This window comes from Pseudoalteromonas sp. Angola-4 (assembly GCF_028599265.1).
Classification (GTDB): domain Bacteria; phylum Pseudomonadota; class Gammaproteobacteria; order Enterobacterales; family Alteromonadaceae; genus Pseudoalteromonas; species Pseudoalteromonas atlantica.
Map to the genome: position 1 here is coordinate 212,544 of NZ_JAQREK010000005.1, position 16,069 is coordinate 228,612.

Below are 16,069 nucleotides of genomic sequence, written 5' to 3' on the forward strand. Positions count from 1 at the left end.
CAAAAGGTGAGCGTGTGCTCACCCTATACCAACCCGCTTAATTAAGTATTATTACGGATTGGTATTATGTGTAACTAATTAGCCTCTTGATTCAATTGGCGTGTAGCTACGTGCCTCTGGCCCTGTGTAATCTGCACTTGGGCGAATAATACGGTTATTAGCGCGCTGCTCTTTAACATGTGCCGTCCAGCCGGTAACACGGCTCATCACAAATATTGGCGTAAATAACTTAGTTGGGATCCCCATAAAGTGATATGCCGATGCATGGAAAAAATCAGCATTACAAAACAGTTTTTTCTCGCGCCACATAACTTCTTCACACCTAACCGACACTGGGTAAAGCACATCATCGCCCACCTCTTTAGCTAGTTTTTCAGAGAACTTTTTAATAATAACGTTACGTGGGTCTGACTCACGGTAAATAGCGTGTCCAAAGCCCATTATTTTATCTTTGCGCTCTAGCATACCCATGATTTCTTGCTCGGCTTGCTCTGCACTTGTAAAACCCTGAATCATATCCATAGCGGCTTCGTTTGCACCACCATGCAATGGCCCACGAAGCGTACCAATAGCGCCCGTTACACAAGAATGAATATCAGAAAGCGTTGATGCACACACTCTCCCCGTAAAGGTAGAGGCATTAAATTCATGCTCTGCGTATAAAATTAGCGACACATTCATAACTTGCGCAAAAAGCTCGCTCGGTGCTTTGTCGTGTAAGAGGGTTAAAAAGTGCGCGCCCACTGAGTCGTCATCAGTTTGTGTTTCAATGCGCACGCCATCGTGAGTAAATCGGTACCAGTAACAAATAATACTTGGGAAGAGCGCAACCATGCGGTCGATCGCATCGTTTGCTTGGCTAAAATCAAGTTCCATTTCTAGGTTACCCAGCATTGAGCAACCGGTACGCATAACATCCATTGGATGCGCGTCTTTAGGAATATTTTCAAGCACGGTTTTTAGTGCATCTGGCAGGCCGCGTAAGCTTTTTAATTTAGCTTTATACTCGGCTAGTTCATTTACTGTTGGTAGCTCGCCGCGTGAAAGTAAAAAAGACACTTCCTCAAACTGTGCTTTTTCGGCAAGTTCGCTAATATCGTACCCACAATACGTTAAACCTGAGCCTGTTTGTCCTACTGTACATAATGCTGTTTGCCCTGCTACTTGGCCGCGTAAGCCTGCTCCGCCTAATGCTTTATCTACCATGATCTTCTCCTATCTAAATTTGTGTGTGTTATCTATTTTAATAGTTATTATTTGTCAGATTTTGATGAAAAAAGGTTATCGAGTGTGTTTTCGTATGTGTGGTAATCTAAAAATTCGTAAAGCTCGGCGCGTGTTTGCATGTTCTCAATTTCGCTTTGCTGCGAGCCTTCATTTAAAATGGCAGAGTACACATTAAGCGCAGCTTTATTCATTGCTCTAAAGGCGCTAAGTGGATAAAGCACCATTTCAACACCTACTTCACTTAACTGCTCTTTGGTGTAAATAGGCGTTTGGCCAAACTCTGTAATATTAGCTAAAATTGGTACATTAATCGCCTTTGCAAATGCTTGGTAATCGGCAAGGTCGTGCACGGCTTCTGCAAAAATAGCATCAGCGCCCGCTTCAACACACGCAGCTGCGCGGTCAATCGCGGCGCTTAAACCCTCTTTTTGAAACGCATCGGTACGCGCCATAATGTAAAAATCACTATCGGTTTTTGCATCAACTGCGGCTTTAATGCGGTCAACCATTTCACCTTGGCTTACAATTTCTTTATTAGGGCGATGACCGCAACGCTTTTGCGCTACTTGATCTTCAATATGAAAACCCGCCGCACCTGCTTTGGACATTTCTTTAACGGTACGCGCAATATTAAACGCCCCGCCCCAGCCTGTATCGGCATCTACCAGTAGTGGTAAATCGCTGGCACCAGTAATACGGCGAATATCTTCAAGTACATTATCAAGGCTGGTCATGCCTAAATCGGGCATACCGTAAGAGGCGTTCGCAACACCGGCACCTGAGAGATAAATAGCTTGGTGGCCCATTTTTTCAGCCATCATGGCTGTGTAGGCATTAATAGTACCCACTACTTGTAATGGGCGGTTATTCGCAATGGCCTGTTTAAATTTTAATCCTGCTGACATTATTTTCTCCTCACTTTGAACGGTTGCTACATGGAGTAACTTAGTGTTTTAATTTTAAATTGTGACTGTTTTTTAGCTTTTAGTTTTTAGCTTTTAGCTTTTAGCTTTTAGCTTTTAGCTTTTAGCTTTTAGCTTTTAGCTTTTAGCTTTTAGCTTTTAGCTTTTAGCTTTTAGCTTTTAGCTTTTAGCAAAGTGTTTGTTTGCTTATTCAGCAAATCAAATTTGGTTTGAATATTAGCTTGCGATGCACTGATGTGTCGTTTCATCAGCATTTCGGCAAGTTCACCATCGTGGTTTTCTATCGCGTTAATAATGGCTAAGTGCTCGTCAAACGCTTTTGATACGCGCGGCCCTACCATGCCCATTTGTACTCGGTACATACGTATTAATTGGTAAAGCTCGTTACATAACAAATGGATTAAATGAGCGTTTTTGCTGCCTTTGATAATGCGATAATGAAAGTCTAAATCGCCCGCTTCTTGATAGTACGACTCACCCTCTTTAACACGCTGAGTTTGCAAATGCTGATTAAGTAATTGCTTTAAGCCTTGAACTTCGTCAGCTGCCATATTGTCGGCAGCAAGCCTACATGCTAAGCCTTCAAGCGAGCTGCGTACTTGGTATACTTCAATTAAACGCTCTGCGGTTAGCGCCACTACTCGGCAACCTACATTGGCTTTACGCTCCACTAAGTAACAGCTTTCTAAGCGATTAAGCGCTTCTCTAAGCGTTGCACGGCTTACACCGTAGCGCTTTGCAAGCTCAGGCTCCGATATTTTGCTGCCCTGCTGTATGCTGCCTTCTACTATTTCACGGCGCATATCAACAAACACTTGATCAGATGCTGTAGTAATAGGTGTATCATTTAAAAAAGGTTGCGTCATGGCTTTATAAATAAATTGTCGACAATTGATGGGTTAACTATGTGCTTAATAAAAAAACATGTCAACCCCACCTAAGGTAAAAATGAGTAAAAAACACACTTATTGTCGACACTGTTAATCTAAAGTCGTATAAAATTGCTTTAACATTAAACTAAAAACACAATATGTCGACATACCAATAAATTATAAAGCCGCTATTTAACACTGAAATAGTGCGTTAAAAGTGCTAATATCGCGCTTTATTTTTTAATGTACGAGCCAACGCGTGAACGCCAACACTTTTATTCCTGAGCATTTTATTGACGACGTAAAAACCTATTTACCTGCGCACCTCAATTTAGACGACTTTATAAACGCGTGCCGTCGCCCTCTCAGAAAATCTATTCGTGTAAATACATTAAAAATTAGCGTTGCTGAATTTAAACTCCGTGCAGAGCAAAAAAACTGGCAACTTACACCCATACCTTGGTGCAATGAAGGTTTTTGGCTAGAACGCCCAAACGATGAAGAGCAAAGCTTAGCATTAGGCAATACCGACTTACATTTAAGCGGCGCCATGTACGTGCAAGAGGCAAGCTCAATGCTGCCACCTATGGCTCTAAAACAAAGTATTGAAAACTTAGATTTACAAGATAGTTACGTACTTGATATGGCATCAGCGCCTGGCTCTAAAACTTCGCAACTTGCCGCAATAATGAATAACCAAGGGGTACTTGTTGCCAACGAGCTTTCGTCATCACGCTTAAAAGTACTTAGCGCTACGCTTAAACGTATGGGCGTTGGTAACTGTGCGCTTTCGCATTTTGATGGCGTCATATTTGGTAACTATATGTTTGAATGCTTTGATAGCATTTTGCTCGATGCACCTTGCTCTGGCGAAGGTACCGTACGTAAAGACGCCGATGCACTTAAAAACTGGTCAATAGAATCAAATATAGAAATTGCTCAAGTTCAAAAAGATTTAATTAAAAGCGCTTTTTACGCATTAAAGCCAGGCGGTACACTGGTGTATTCAACCTGCACGCTTACCCCGCTCGAAAACCAACAAGTATGCAACTACCTACTGAGTGAATTTAGCGACTATATTGAGCCGCAATCGCTAAGTGATTTATTTAAAGGGGCAGAAAAAGCCACAACCGCCGAGGGCTATTTACATGTGTGGCCGCAAACATTCGACAGTGAAGGCTTTTTTATTGCTAAATTTAAAAAACTCGCAAGCTGCAATAACCCAACCCAAAGCGTTAAAAAAGGTGCGTTTCCGTTTAACGAGTTTGATAAAAAACAAACCACTTCTTTTATGAGCGAGCTTAAAAAACAGTTTGGCTTAAAAGCGCTGCCAGGTAAGTTAATGCAGCGCGATAAAGAACTGTGGTTATTTCCTGATGGGTTTGAAGCCGTTCAAAACAAAATAAAATACGCACGTTTAGGTATTCAGTTAGGTATTACTCATAAAAACGGAGTAAGGCTCACACACGAGTTTGCTACCGTGTTTGGTAATGAATGCAAAAGCAATACATATGCTTTAACAAACGAGCAAGCAAACGACTACTTTAATGGTAAAGATATACGCCTAGAAGACGTTACAAAAGCCACCGGCGAAGTAGTACTAACCTTATGTGGCTGCCCAGTTGGGCTGGGTAAATGGCAAAAAAATAAAATAAAAAACTCTTTGCCTCGCGATCTTGTGCAAAATACGCAGTTAATAAGCTGGGCATAAAACAAGCAATACATTAGTTAACCTGTGCACAACTCCATTAAGCCTTTGTTGTTATTTTGGGTTAATAAATAAACAAAACTTAGCGTTTTACGGGTTAGTTAACTACACTAGAAGTTACTTTCTTCTTCTCCCTAAGAATTACGAAAGTGTATTTAGTTAGCGCAAGGCTCAACTAAGAGCCATTTATAGCCCAGAGCTATTTACAATGGCTCTGGGCGTTTTCATACAACTAAGTTAAGTGATTTTTAAATAGGCTGCACATGTTTTTTCGCGCTTTTAACATAAGTAAACTATACGCTTACAAGTACATACCAAACCTTCCTCTGTAGACGCGCAGCTTGCTGGCGTTTAAAAGCAACGCTTTTACATACCTATAAATAAAGCGCCAACAAGCAAGGCGCCTACAGTAAAATTATTCACAAAGAGGTTTAGAGACGCTGCGCTTTTAGAGTAGTAATAAATTATTAAGTAATAAACCTTCATTGGTGTATTTATGTCTACTCATTTACTCCTCATTTTCTTCTCTTTGTGCAATTTGTTTTTAGGTAATTTTTCACAAAGAGGTCATAAGACGCTTCGCTTTTAGAGTAGTGATAAATTATTAAGTAATAAACCTTCATTGGTGTATTTATATATACTCATTTACTCCTCATTTTCTTCTCTTTGTGCAATTTGTTTTTAGGTAATTTTTCACAAAGAGGTTAAGAGACGCCCCGCTTTAGAGAAGTGATCTAGTGGCTAAGTAAATAAACCATCATTGGTGTATTTATGTCTACTCATTTACTCCTCATTTTCTTCTCTTTGTGCAATTTGCTTTTAGGTAATTTTTCACAAAGAGGTCAAGAGGCGCTTCGCTTTAGAGAAGTGATCTAGTGGCTAAATAAATAAACCATCATTGGTGTATCTATGTCTACTCATTTACTTCTCATTTTCTTCTCTATGTGCAATTTGTTTTTAGGTAATTTTTCACAAAAAGGTCATGAGACGCTTCGCTTTTAGAGTAGTGATAAATTATTAAGTAATAAACCTTCATTGGTGTATTTATGTCTACTCATTTACTCCTCGTTTACTTCTCTTTGTGCAATTTGTTTTTAGGTAATTTTTCACAAAGAGGTTAAGAGACGCTTCGCTTTAGAGGATAGACGAACAAAGTTATTAAGCAGCTTGGCCAATGGCTTCTCATTTGCTTCTTTGTGCACATGATCTTTTAAAAAGAAGCTATGCTTTTAACGTGAGAAGCAACGCTCTAAAGTAAATACACGCAATTTCACTTTACTCACGGTGGTGAGGTTAAATAACTAATAGCTGAAATATTTTCCTAAACAAGAAAACCTATTTACAGTACTTTTTAAACATCCAGTTATTTCTGGCAGATTCAAATTGTGCGCCAAACTGAAGAGACAAACATAAAGTAGGGAGTGTATCTGTTTGCTTAGCTATCTCAAACGCACGTGAAAATTTATAACCATGTTTGGCTGCAAGGCTAAGCTCGCTAACATACAAAGCTTTATATTTTGGAGGGAGTTGCTGCCAGTTAACAAGCGCTATTTCAATAACACCTAAATGAACATCTATTTTAAAAGGGCCTGACTTTTTAGCCTGCTGAATATAACCAAACACACGATCGCTTGGCCCCTCTTGATAACTTGTTACTTTAGCTAAGTCTATCCATGTTTCGGCCCACGACGTTCTGTGCTTTAACGAATTTAAAAGAGATGACTCTACTTGCTTATATACTTTAGGAGCGCTTTCAACGTTTACATTATTTTTAGTTAGGCTAAGAATTTTTATATACGCACTTAGCTGCCAATAATGCGCTTGGAGAGGCTCAAGTTGTGTGGCGAGTGTTATTGCATCGTTTGCCAAGCTAAGCTCTTGAGGTGTTAGTAAATCACTTGGCTGTTTTAGCGTATTTAATGCATTAAAATACCACGCATTAGCGCGCATACTTTGGATACTTTCAAAACTAATAAACAAAGTAATAATTGCAATAAATGTAATTTGAGTTAGCTTTTTTAAATTACTCATCAAACAAAGACTCTGTTAAACGCCGTGGATTGTTTACAAACAAATTTTGTGCTTCTTGCTCACCTATTAAATCGGTAACGAGTCTTTTTGCATTACTTAATAATGGAGGCCTGCGTTTGACTGAGTGGGCATCGCTTGCAACATAACTAACCAAGCCTTTTTGTAGCATATCAATACTAATTGCTTTAGCGGTATCGCCCCACGCCCCTTCTATGCTTGAGGCAGTTAACTGAAAATCACAACCTAACTGCTTTAAACGCTCAATATAAAATGGGTTTGCTTGGATATCTCTGTTGCGTTCGGGGTGAGGAATTATCGCTTTTATATTTTGCTTAGATAGCCAATTTATAAACTTATCGTAGCCTTGCGGTACGTGGGAATGCGGTAACTCTAACAACAAATAATTGACTGAATCTAACGCACCAATAAAAGGTAACTGCCCCGCTATAACCATCGCCATTAATTCAATGTCGAGCCTAACCTCTGCAGCTACTGCAAGCTTTAAATCAATACCTGCATTTAAAGCCTCTCGCTTTAAAACATCAATGTCATTATTAAGTGCTTTTGCTGAGTTATTAAATCGCCCTATATGAATATGTGGGGTTGCTACCATATGTGTTATTCCATCATTTTGCGCCATTTTTAATAGCGCTAAAGACTCGTTTAAATCTTTAGCGCCATCGTCAATGCCTGGCAAAATGTGCGAATGAATATCAAACATAAATTTTTAGCAATTAAGAGGTAGGTTGCTCAGGTTTTTGCGAGTAGTCGTAATAATCGTAATAACCATGGCTATGCTCATCTTTACTTTTACTCATATCAACTTTATTTAGCACAATACCGGCAACATGCGCTTTAGACTCAAATAAACGCTCTATACCGGCTTTTATTGGTTTAATACGTGTAACATCTGATTTAACTACATAAATTACCGAATCAGCACTTTGTGAAATAACAAGTGCATCACTCACTGCTTGAGTAGGCGGTGTATCAATAATAATATGATCGTACTTAGATTTTAGCACATCTAGCACTTCGTTAAAGCGCGAGCTTGATAGCAGTTCCAACGGGTTACTAGGAATTTGCCCACTCGGCATAATGGCCACACCCGACTGCCCATCAACATGCACACATTCACTAAACTGCTCGGTGCCTATAATTAAATTACTAAGGCCAGGATGAAATACCGGTATATCAAAGCGCTTTGCTATACTTGGTTTACGTAAATCGGCATCAATAAGTAATACTTTACCCATTTGCGCAAGCGACATTGCTAAATTAGCAGAGGTAGTTGTTTTACCCTCACCCGGCGAGCTCGATGTAACAGCAATAACCTTATGGTCGCGCTCTAACTGAGTTAACAATAAACTAGTACGGAATGTACGTACAGACTCTGCAAAGCGTCTGTAGTTATCGTCAAGGTAAGCATGAATTGGGAGTGTGCTCTTTTTAGGCATAGGAACATTAGGTAATAAACCTAACATGCGCTGAGCGAGTTTACTCTCAACATCGTTTTTAGTTTTAACGGTATCGTTTAACGCATCAAATATAAAGCTCATTACAACAGCAAAGCCAAAACTTGCAACAAAAGCCAAAACAACAATAAGTTTTTTATTTGGTTTAGCTGGATTATTTGGTGCGTAGGCTCGGTCGGTAAATCGTGCAGCAGCCGAACTAAAATCGCTTGTTACCTCGGTTTCTTTAGAGCGAGATAAAAATGTATTAAATATATTTCGGTTAGTCTCAACCTCACGTTTTAACTGGTTATATTTGGTTTCCTTGCGGGTAATATCCTGGTATTCTGCGCGAATTTTAACTAAATCGCGCTCAAGCGCACTAACAGTACGTGTTATTCGGTTTAGCTCTTTTTCAATGCCGGTAATAAGGCCTTTAATTTGTTTATTTAGGTTATTTTTTACAGTAGCAAGCTCTGCCTTAGCAGAAATTATTTTAGGATGTTTAGGGCCATATACTTCGCTTAAGTCACTAAGCTTACGTTCAACTAATACAACTTCACGCTTTACATCTTGAATTACTTTATGTGAGGTAATTTCAGGCATGCTGCCTAGTAGCTCTAAGTTATTGTTACCGTACTCACTAATTACACGGTTAATGCTTTCTAGATTGTTTTTTTCGTTTCGCGCTTTTACTAATTGTTCCGATATCTGCTCAAGCTCTTGCGTTGCAAGGCCCGCTATCCCTTCAATATCAACTAGTTTTTGCTGCTCTCGGTAAGCCTGCAAACGTACCTCAGAGTCATCTAACTGAACACGAAGTTGAGACAAACGCGTGTTTAACCAGCTAGATGCTTGTTGCGTAATGCCCATTTTTGCACGCATTTGGCTTTCTATATAAACTTCACCCACTGTATTTGCAACAAGTGCCGCTAACTTCGGGTCGCTCGACTCAAAACTTACACGTACTAATTGAGTTTTGCGGATAGGCGAAACAGAAAGGCGAGACTTAAACGCAGCTAGTAAACCTAACATTTCACGCTCAGCTTCTTCTTCTGCAGAATATACAGTGGCTTCTTTTTTGTTTAAAAAAGGCAAGTAAGATTTTATAGCCTCTTTAACTTCACTAATAGCCGAGGGTTTAGCAGTAAAATCTTTATGGTTTTTTAGGTCAAGTTTTGTAATCACTTCTCGAGCAATACTGTCAGACTTAATAACCTCAAACTGAGTTAGGTAATATTCTTTTTTAGTAGAATCCAACCCGTATATTTCTTCAAAGCTAACTGCTTTGGTTTGTTCTGCCTCAATAAGTAATGTAGCCGTTGCAACATACTTAGGCACTAAGGTAAGGGCCACCATAATAGTGAGTAATGTAACTACAGTCGCAAAGCCTAAAATTCGCCACTTGGCGCGCTTAATAACATTAATATATGCACTTAAATCAATAATTTCTTCATTACTGTTTAAGTTTTCGGTTGTCTGGTTCATTAATTACTGCCTTGTAAACTGCTTAAAACAAGCGTTGTTCAATTTTTATAGTATCGCCCGCTGCAATTTGGCTATTTAAACTACCTTTTTGTTGCTGCTGTTTAGTTTGCTCTTTAAAAATAAAAATTTTATCGGTAGATGCACGCTCGGTTAACCCGCCCGCAAGAGCTATTGCTTGGTTAACGGTCATTGCGGGCTGATAAGGATAAGCACCAGGATCTTTTACTTCACCGTGGATATAAAAGGGCCGATATTCTATAACTTGCACATACACATTGGGGTTTACTAAATAGTCTGGCTTTAAACCTTGTGTTATTACCTGCTCAACCTCTGAGGTGTTTAAACCTGAAAGTTTAACTTTTCCTAAAAATGGGTAGTTAACCTCACCACTGTTACCTAATAAAGCGGTAACTTCTAAATCGGGTTGACCAAACACTTTAATTTCAACCTTATCACCCGCACCTAACACATAATTTTGCGCAGATTGAGCAAAACAAATGCTGCTAAATACAAGCAGCATTAAACTAAAACAATACTTCATTAATTAGCCTTTAACGTAAAAGTAAAGTTAACACCTACAATTACACGGTCAAACTCAATAGCATTTACTGTAGAGTTTTTATCCATAAAATCTACATAGGTAGAAACCATGCCAAAATTGCTCGCTACATAATTTAAACCTAAACGCAGGTTTTTTGTTTTATCTTTACGGCCAACGTCACCTGTATACTGCTCGTCAATATAATTAACGCTTGCAAGCGAGCTTAAATAATCGCTCCAGCTGTGGGTCCAATTAACTCCGTAGACGCTTTCCTTAATGTAATCGCCCTGTACTAATGGGTCTTTTGCAGCGCGACTGGTCATAAACTGCACGGTAGAGTAGCTAAGCGGTTGCCAGTTAATGGCTGCCTCCCAACTTAAGCCACTAAAGTTCTCACGCTCAGATGAGTCAAAATCTTTATTTTGATAACCCACTTTAAACGAGCCAGAAGTAACCGCAGTTGCCTCCCACTCCATACCTGCAAGTACTTTTATATCGTCGCTGTCACGCGATATACCACTACTGGCTAATACATCGTAACGGTAGTTTTCTTGTTTAATTTCTAAAAAGGTACGTGTTGCGGCTTGGGTATTATAATAACCGGTAACACCTAATAACGATTTATCGTAGTCACGATACTGCGATACTTCTCTAAAATTTTGGTATTTTTTACTAAAAAAACCGGCACTTAACGCCACTTGCGCTTTTGAGCTTTGCACTCCGTACTCATAACGTGCTAACACATTTTGTTGTTGGTACTTTACAAGTTCGTTTACTGCATTGCCTAAGCCTTCGGTTAAACCACTGCCACGAGGTTCATATAGCCAATCGGCATCGCCGTTAATATCTAAGCGGTGCTGGCTGGTAAATTCTTTATGTACACCCGCACCTATATTTACTTGGGTAAAGTTGTCGGCAGTATCTTTATTATGTAACGAGCTGCTAGTGCCTAAGTCTAGGCTATAGCTATCTGGGCCATCTTCAATAACCGCTTTAACATTAGGAGTAATTGTCCAAATTAAGCGAGACTCTTCATCGTTCGGGGTGCTAAAAAAGTTACTGTTACTACTAATACCAGTTTGTAACGTAGGGGTAATTTCGGCCCCATCTTTAGTCATAACGCTACCAGGTTGCAAATTAGCAGCAGCAGGTGCAGCTATCATAGCGCTCAATAAAGCGCTAAGTGGTACAAGTTTTTTAGTATGCATTTGCATTTTTAAATCCCTTAAAAATTGTCATAAAAATAATTTTTATATCAAACCACAGCGACCAGTGCTTAATATAATGTAAGTCAAATTCAACACGTTTTTCCATTTTGTCTAAGGTGTCGGTTTCGCCGCGCCAGCCATTAATTTGCGCCCAACCGGTAATACCGGGTTTAGCTTTATGGCGTAACATATAAAACTCAACCTTTTTACGGTATTCCTCGTTATGGGCAACAGCGTGTGGCCTTGGCCCCACAATCGACATATCTCCCTTTAACACATTTATAAATTGCGGTAATTCATCAAGGCTAGTCCGCCGTAAAAAGCCACCAAGCGGTGTAATACGCGCGTCATTTTTTTTAGCCTGTGTTACCACATTACTATTTTCGGTAACGCTCATTGAGCGAAACTTCCATACCTTAATTTTTCGCCCATCAAGCCCATACCTGTCTTGTTTAAAAATAACAGGTCCTTTAGATGTAAATTTAACAGCAAATGCAATGGCAATTAAAATAGGTGAGATCAACAGTAAAATGATACTAGCAACCATTATATCCTCAGTACGCTTTATAAATTCTCGCGCTCCAATAAAAGGGGATTCAAAAACGCTTAATGTATCAAGCTCGCCAACATGCTCTATTCGCGCATGTATTAAATTAGATACTAAAAAGTCAGGAATTATATGTACATCAACTGTGGTGTCGCCTAATTGCAGTAGTATATCTGCTATGCGTTTATCTGCTTTCATAGGTAAGGCAATATATAAAACACTTATATTGCCATTGCGTGCAGCATCAACTGCATCTTGTATTTTACCTGCTACATCATGCTTTGTTGCATTTTCAAATAAGCGTTCTGGTTGTCGGTCATCATAAAAGCCTAAAAACTTAAAGCCTAGCTCATCATTTTTAGTAATTTCATTATACAAATGCACGGCCGACTCTGTAGCACCAACAATGGCGACATTACGTAAGTTCATACCAAGCTTGCGCTTGTTGCGCTTAAACATATGTGCCCCTAAGCGCCAGCTATACATGAAAGCAAAGCTTAATAAAAACCACAAACCTAAACCAATGCGCGAGAGCTCTTCTGTAAACTTAAAAACAAACGACACACAAAATAAAACTGCAAAGGCTACAAACAAAGAGCCCCAAGCACATAAAACCATGGTTCTAAATTTACCAGCTCGCCAAGAGCGATAAGCCGAAAATATTTCAGCGCAATACAAAAAGCTTAACGCAACGGTTAATGCAGCAACCATGTAAGTAGGTGAGAGTTCAAAGCTATAAAAAACAGCAGAACATTGAAAGGCCAAAAACAATGCAAAAATATCGAACAAACGATAAAAATTTGCATCAGACGAACCATTAGGCTTAAACGTCCTTGAAGATGTCATACTATGTATCCCTATAGATATCTTAATAAGTGAACTAAGCTCCACAAAACTGTGCGGCAAATGTTACAGCATCATACTTACGTATTCAATATTAAGGGTGCTTTAATGTATAACAATATTATGCAAAATATTTTTAAGTAGCGAGGGCGTTACATAAAACAAAACAAATATAAACTTATAAACACTTGGGTAAACATTTATAAACAACATTGTAACCTAGTTTTTATTTAAACAGTTCCTTAAACCACGACCACACGCCAAATGAGTAGCCGCTAAATATATCAATCCCTAAAGCCGATTTAACTAAATAAACAACTAATAGTAATATGCTAATAACAATAAAACTAAATAGTGATACTGTTATTGCTTGAGATACAGCAGCTATCTTTTTTTCTTTCTCGCTCAGTTCTCGCCTATTTCGCCCCGCTAGTACAACAAAGTAATACCTATATTTAAAAAATTTAATTACGCCACGGCAATCAACTGTATGCTTACCCCATTGCCTTGCACCTATTGCCACTTTTAAATGAGCTAATTGCTCTTCGGTAAAACTGTCCTGCACATCGTGTGGCATTCGGTTAAGTAGACTGCGCACAGCTGGATCTGATTTTAATTTAGACAAAAGTTAACCTTGTTTATTCGAATAATGTAAGAATTCTTAGATTATTTTCGCAATAAAAAAGCCAATTAAAAATTTAATTGGCTTTATAAATAAAAACTAAATAAGTATTTATTTAATTGTACTTGAGCGATAAGTATTATTGTTTAACCAACTGGGTTTTTCTATCTCAGGTACTTTACCGTCTTGAGAAATATTTGTTTGGTGGAAAGAGTGCTGGTTCCAAATGCGTGTTGCATTTTTCCATGGTTTGCTTTCATCAGCAGCGCCATAGACTGTTACACCATTGTTAATTGACCAGCGCGAATCATAGTTATTAGAAACAACAACAAGCTCTGCGTTATCATCGCCTTCTAGATCAACTACAATTGGGTATTCCCAAAGCGATGCCGTTGAATTATCAACAGATGATAAAACCTCACCATTTACACCATTAAGCACCCTTACAGTAAAATGATCTTGCACTATAACTTCATCAATATCATCACCATTAAAGTCATAAGCACTTACACCTATTTTACCACTAAAAGAATCATCAATCTCTACAGACCATTTCTCATTACCCATAGCATTAATCATTTTAACGGCATTGTAATTGGCATAGACAATACCTAGCTCACCATCTTCTAAAAAGTTTGAAATAGATTGAACACCACCACCAGGAGCTGTGGTTGTATCAATTTCCCATTTGACATTTCCATTATGCTCTAAAGCTGTAAGAGAAGATTTTTCACCCGTTGATGCAGTAGCCGGAATAGAAACAATTAACTCTGGTTGAAAGTCTGAGTCTAAGTTGGCAACAGAGGAAAACCAAGACTTTTCTAAGCTAGGATATGCCCAAAGCACGGCCCCATTTTTATCAAAAAGTGTGCTATTAGCAAATAACTCTTGAACCCCATTATCATTAGAATCAAACATAATAGGAGAAGGAGCCCAACCATATGAAAAAAGCACTTCATCTTCATATGTAAATGCAGCATCGCCAACAGCAATATCTGCAATACCATCATTGTTCATATCAGATATACTAACAGAACCAATAGAACTGCCTGATTTAGGGCTAAATTTATTTATAGATTTTTTAATATTACCCAAGTGATCAATCACACTAATCGTATCGCTATTTCTATCACTCAGAACTATTTCAATCAAACCATCATTATCTAAATCAGCTAATGCCGGTGAATATCTTGCATCCGAGTAAATTTGACCATTATGATAGTCCCAAAGCTCTGTCCCATCAACACCACTGAGGGCTCTTAATATACCGGTAGATATATTTTTAGGTGAGAATGTTACAATAACGACATCGGCAACATCATTTTCATTAATTAGACCATCACGGTTATCGTCGTTAAGTTGACCTACAACCGGAGTTGTCATGACTTGATTATATTCAGGCATAAAATCACTAGAGTTCCAGCTCCATTTTTGCGTCATTTCAAACGGCGCTAATGGTTCAGCGACTGCTGGAAGGTTACCCTTAAATTCACCACCTAATAATGCCATCGAACCTTTAAAGCTTTGGCCAATTACAGGCATTTTTACAATACCAAACACTCCTTTAATATCAGCATAAGGGGCTAAAATCACTCCCTCCCATCGGCTTCCTTCAATATTCAGGTTGTGTGCATCTACAAAATTGAACACCGTTTTAGAAGCATGCTTTCTTAACCTGGCGAAGTTTTTACTTCTTACATTAACTTTTTGATCGCCAGAAATGTTAAAAATAACCGTCGCACCTTTAGGAATACCTTTAACTTTAAAGGTATGGGCAGCAGCAAAGTGCGCAGCATCTATATTAAATACTTGTGTTTCAGAGACTTTATCACCTTTTAGGTAAAGCCCGCCCCACTTCCATTTTACAGCGCCTGTTTCGTTTAAGTTATTTAACTCGGCACTTAAATATTTGTAATGTTCTTCTTGTTCATCAAAGTTAAACGGAAAGGCCGATTCGTCTTGACGACTACTAATGGTAGCGCCCCGCTCCATACCCCAACGAACACTCCAATGTGCATCTACCCCACCGCCAGCTAACATACTGCCTACAAATTGGCGGCCACGCTTAAATTCAATACCGGTTTCACTAATTAAATAATATTCATGTGGGTTTGACGGGCGATTATAGCCAACACTGTATACGCCTTTTAAATTAATTTCTCCAGCCGCAATTGCACCATCTGCACGGCCAACATGCGATTTAAACTCGTCAAAAACAAAAGCAGAAAAACTATTAGCAACGCCTAAATCCGCCGCATTAGAAACAGAACTTGTTAAAGTAAGTGCAATTGCTCCACTTAATTTTTTTAAATTAATTATTTTTTTCATTTAATCCCTCTAAAGTAAAAATTCCATCCTGAATGGACATATAAAACTATTAAGTAAACAAAATTTATTACACAACAAAGTTGAAAGTTCATTATATATACAAAAACAAAAATTAAAACAAAAATACAACTAAAGGATTAAAAACCACTCTGAATCGCCCCGTGTTTGCCAGAGACTCAATAACTTGAGAAACTGGAACTATGAAAAAATCAAATCGCTATACATCAGAATTTCGTGAACGTGCAATTAGGCTTGTTACCACACAACAGCATGAATA

The 16,069-nt window shown here is 38.7% G+C and carries 12 protein-coding genes; 1 reads left to right on the forward strand and 11 read right to left on the reverse strand.

The annotated features are described in order from the left end of the window. Positions 1–78: 78 nt before the first annotated feature. The 3 genes from prpC to PSH48_RS09060 all read right to left on the reverse strand — a co-directional run bounded on the left by prpC (position 79) and on the right by PSH48_RS09060 (position 3,016). On the reverse strand, positions 79–1,206 hold the full coding sequence (prpC, locus tag PSH48_RS09050) for a bifunctional 2-methylcitrate synthase/citrate synthase (protein ID WP_273611397.1): 1,128 nt from the start codon (positions 1,204–1,206) through the stop codon (positions 79–81). A gap of 47 nt (positions 1,207–1,253) precedes the next feature. Next, entirely contained in the window at positions 1,254–2,132 is an 879-nt protein-coding gene (gene prpB, locus PSH48_RS09055) for a methylisocitrate lyase (RefSeq protein WP_273611398.1), read from the reverse strand. 170 nt (positions 2,133–2,302) lie between these two features. Further along, positions 2,303–3,016 carry a GntR family transcriptional regulator gene (locus tag PSH48_RS09060; RefSeq protein ID WP_273611399.1) on the reverse strand — a complete coding sequence of 238 codons (714 nt, stop codon included), beginning with the start codon at positions 3,014–3,016 and terminating at the stop codon, positions 2,303–2,305. A gap of 265 nt (positions 3,017–3,281) precedes the next feature. Between PSH48_RS09060 and rsmF the strand changes: the two genes are divergently transcribed. Beyond that, positions 3,282–4,733: a 16S rRNA (cytosine(1407)-C(5))-methyltransferase RsmF gene (gene rsmF, locus PSH48_RS09065; RefSeq protein WP_273611400.1), complete on the forward strand. Its 1,452-nt coding sequence runs from the start codon at positions 3,282–3,284 to the stop codon at positions 4,731–4,733. Between the two features lie 1,332 nt (positions 4,734–6,065). Here rsmF and PSH48_RS09070 read toward each other — a convergent pair. The 8 genes from PSH48_RS09070 to PSH48_RS09105 all read right to left on the reverse strand — a co-directional run bounded on the left by PSH48_RS09070 (position 6,066) and on the right by PSH48_RS09105 (position 15,792). Continuing rightward, positions 6,066–6,761 carry a VpsP family polysaccharide biosynthesis protein gene (locus PSH48_RS09070; protein WP_273611401.1) on the reverse strand — a complete coding sequence of 232 codons (696 nt, stop codon included), beginning with the start codon at positions 6,759–6,761 and terminating at the stop codon, positions 6,066–6,068. Continuing rightward, complete coding sequence (locus PSH48_RS09075; protein ID WP_273611402.1) at positions 6,754–7,482, reverse strand: tyrosine-protein phosphatase; 729 nt, start codon at positions 7,480–7,482, stop codon at positions 6,754–6,756. Before PSH48_RS09075 ends, PSH48_RS09070 begins: the two co-directional genes overlap by 8 nt. A gap of 13 nt (positions 7,483–7,495) precedes the next feature. Next, the gene (locus PSH48_RS09080; RefSeq protein WP_273611403.1) at positions 7,496–9,703 is read right to left on the reverse strand and encodes a GumC family protein; all 2,208 of its coding nucleotides are present in this window, start codon (positions 9,701–9,703) and stop codon (positions 7,496–7,498) included. 22 nt (positions 9,704–9,725) lie between these two features. Further along, on the reverse strand, positions 9,726–10,244 hold the full coding sequence (locus tag PSH48_RS09085; RefSeq protein WP_273611404.1) for a polysaccharide biosynthesis/export family protein: 519 nt from the start codon (positions 10,242–10,244) through the stop codon (positions 9,726–9,728). Continuing rightward, a complete protein-coding gene (locus tag PSH48_RS09090; RefSeq protein WP_273611405.1) occupies positions 10,244–11,458 on the reverse strand; it encodes an outer membrane beta-barrel protein in 1,215 nt (404 codons plus the stop codon). The genes PSH48_RS09085 and PSH48_RS09090 overlap by 1 nt, the downstream gene beginning before the upstream one ends. After that, positions 11,442–12,845, reverse strand: coding sequence for an undecaprenyl-phosphate glucose phosphotransferase (locus PSH48_RS09095; RefSeq protein ID WP_273611406.1), 1,404 nt, complete (start codon positions 12,843–12,845; stop codon positions 11,442–11,444). The genes PSH48_RS09090 and PSH48_RS09095 overlap by 17 nt, the downstream gene beginning before the upstream one ends. A 223-nt stretch (positions 12,846–13,068) precedes the next feature. Then, on the reverse strand, positions 13,069–13,467 hold the full coding sequence (locus PSH48_RS09100) for a 3-phosphoshikimate 1-carboxyvinyltransferase (protein WP_273611407.1): 399 nt from the start codon (positions 13,465–13,467) through the stop codon (positions 13,069–13,071). Positions 13,468–13,575: 108 nt separating this feature from the next. After that, on the reverse strand, positions 13,576–15,792 hold the full coding sequence (locus tag PSH48_RS09105) for a choice-of-anchor A family protein (protein WP_273611408.1): 2,217 nt from the start codon (positions 15,790–15,792) through the stop codon (positions 13,576–13,578). Positions 15,793–16,069 lie beyond the last annotated feature (277 nt).

Bases quoted from the DNA above. Each gene is read 5' to 3' on its own strand.
- prpC (WP_273611397.1), bottom strand. From the start codon at position 1,206: ATGGTAGATAAAGCATTAGGCGGAGCAGGCTTACGCGGCCAAGTAGCA.
- prpB (WP_273611398.1), bottom strand. From the start codon at position 2,132: ATGTCAGCAGGATTAAAATTTAAACAGGCCATTGCGAATAACCGCCCA.
- PSH48_RS09060 (WP_273611399.1), bottom strand. From the start codon at position 3,016: ATGACGCAACCTTTTTTAAATGATACACCTATTACTACAGCATCTGAT.
- PSH48_RS09070 (WP_273611401.1), bottom strand. From the start codon at position 6,761: ATGAGTAATTTAAAAAAGCTAACTCAAATTACATTTATTGCAATTATT.
- PSH48_RS09075 (WP_273611402.1), bottom strand. From the start codon at position 7,482: ATGTTTGATATTCATTCGCACATTTTGCCAGGCATTGACGATGGCGCT.
- PSH48_RS09080 (WP_273611403.1), bottom strand. From the start codon at position 9,703: ATGAACCAGACAACCGAAAACTTAAACAGTAATGAAGAAATTATTGAT.
- PSH48_RS09085 (WP_273611404.1), bottom strand. From the start codon at position 10,244: ATGAAGTATTGTTTTAGTTTAATGCTGCTTGTATTTAGCAGCATTTGT.
- PSH48_RS09090 (WP_273611405.1), bottom strand. From the start codon at position 11,458: ATGCAAATGCATACTAAAAAACTTGTACCACTTAGCGCTTTATTGAGC.
- PSH48_RS09095 (WP_273611406.1), bottom strand. From the start codon at position 12,845: ATGACATCTTCAAGGACGTTTAAGCCTAATGGTTCGTCTGATGCAAAT.
- PSH48_RS09105 (WP_273611408.1), bottom strand. From the start codon at position 15,792: ATGAAAAAAATAATTAATTTAAAAAAATTAAGTGGAGCAATTGCACTT.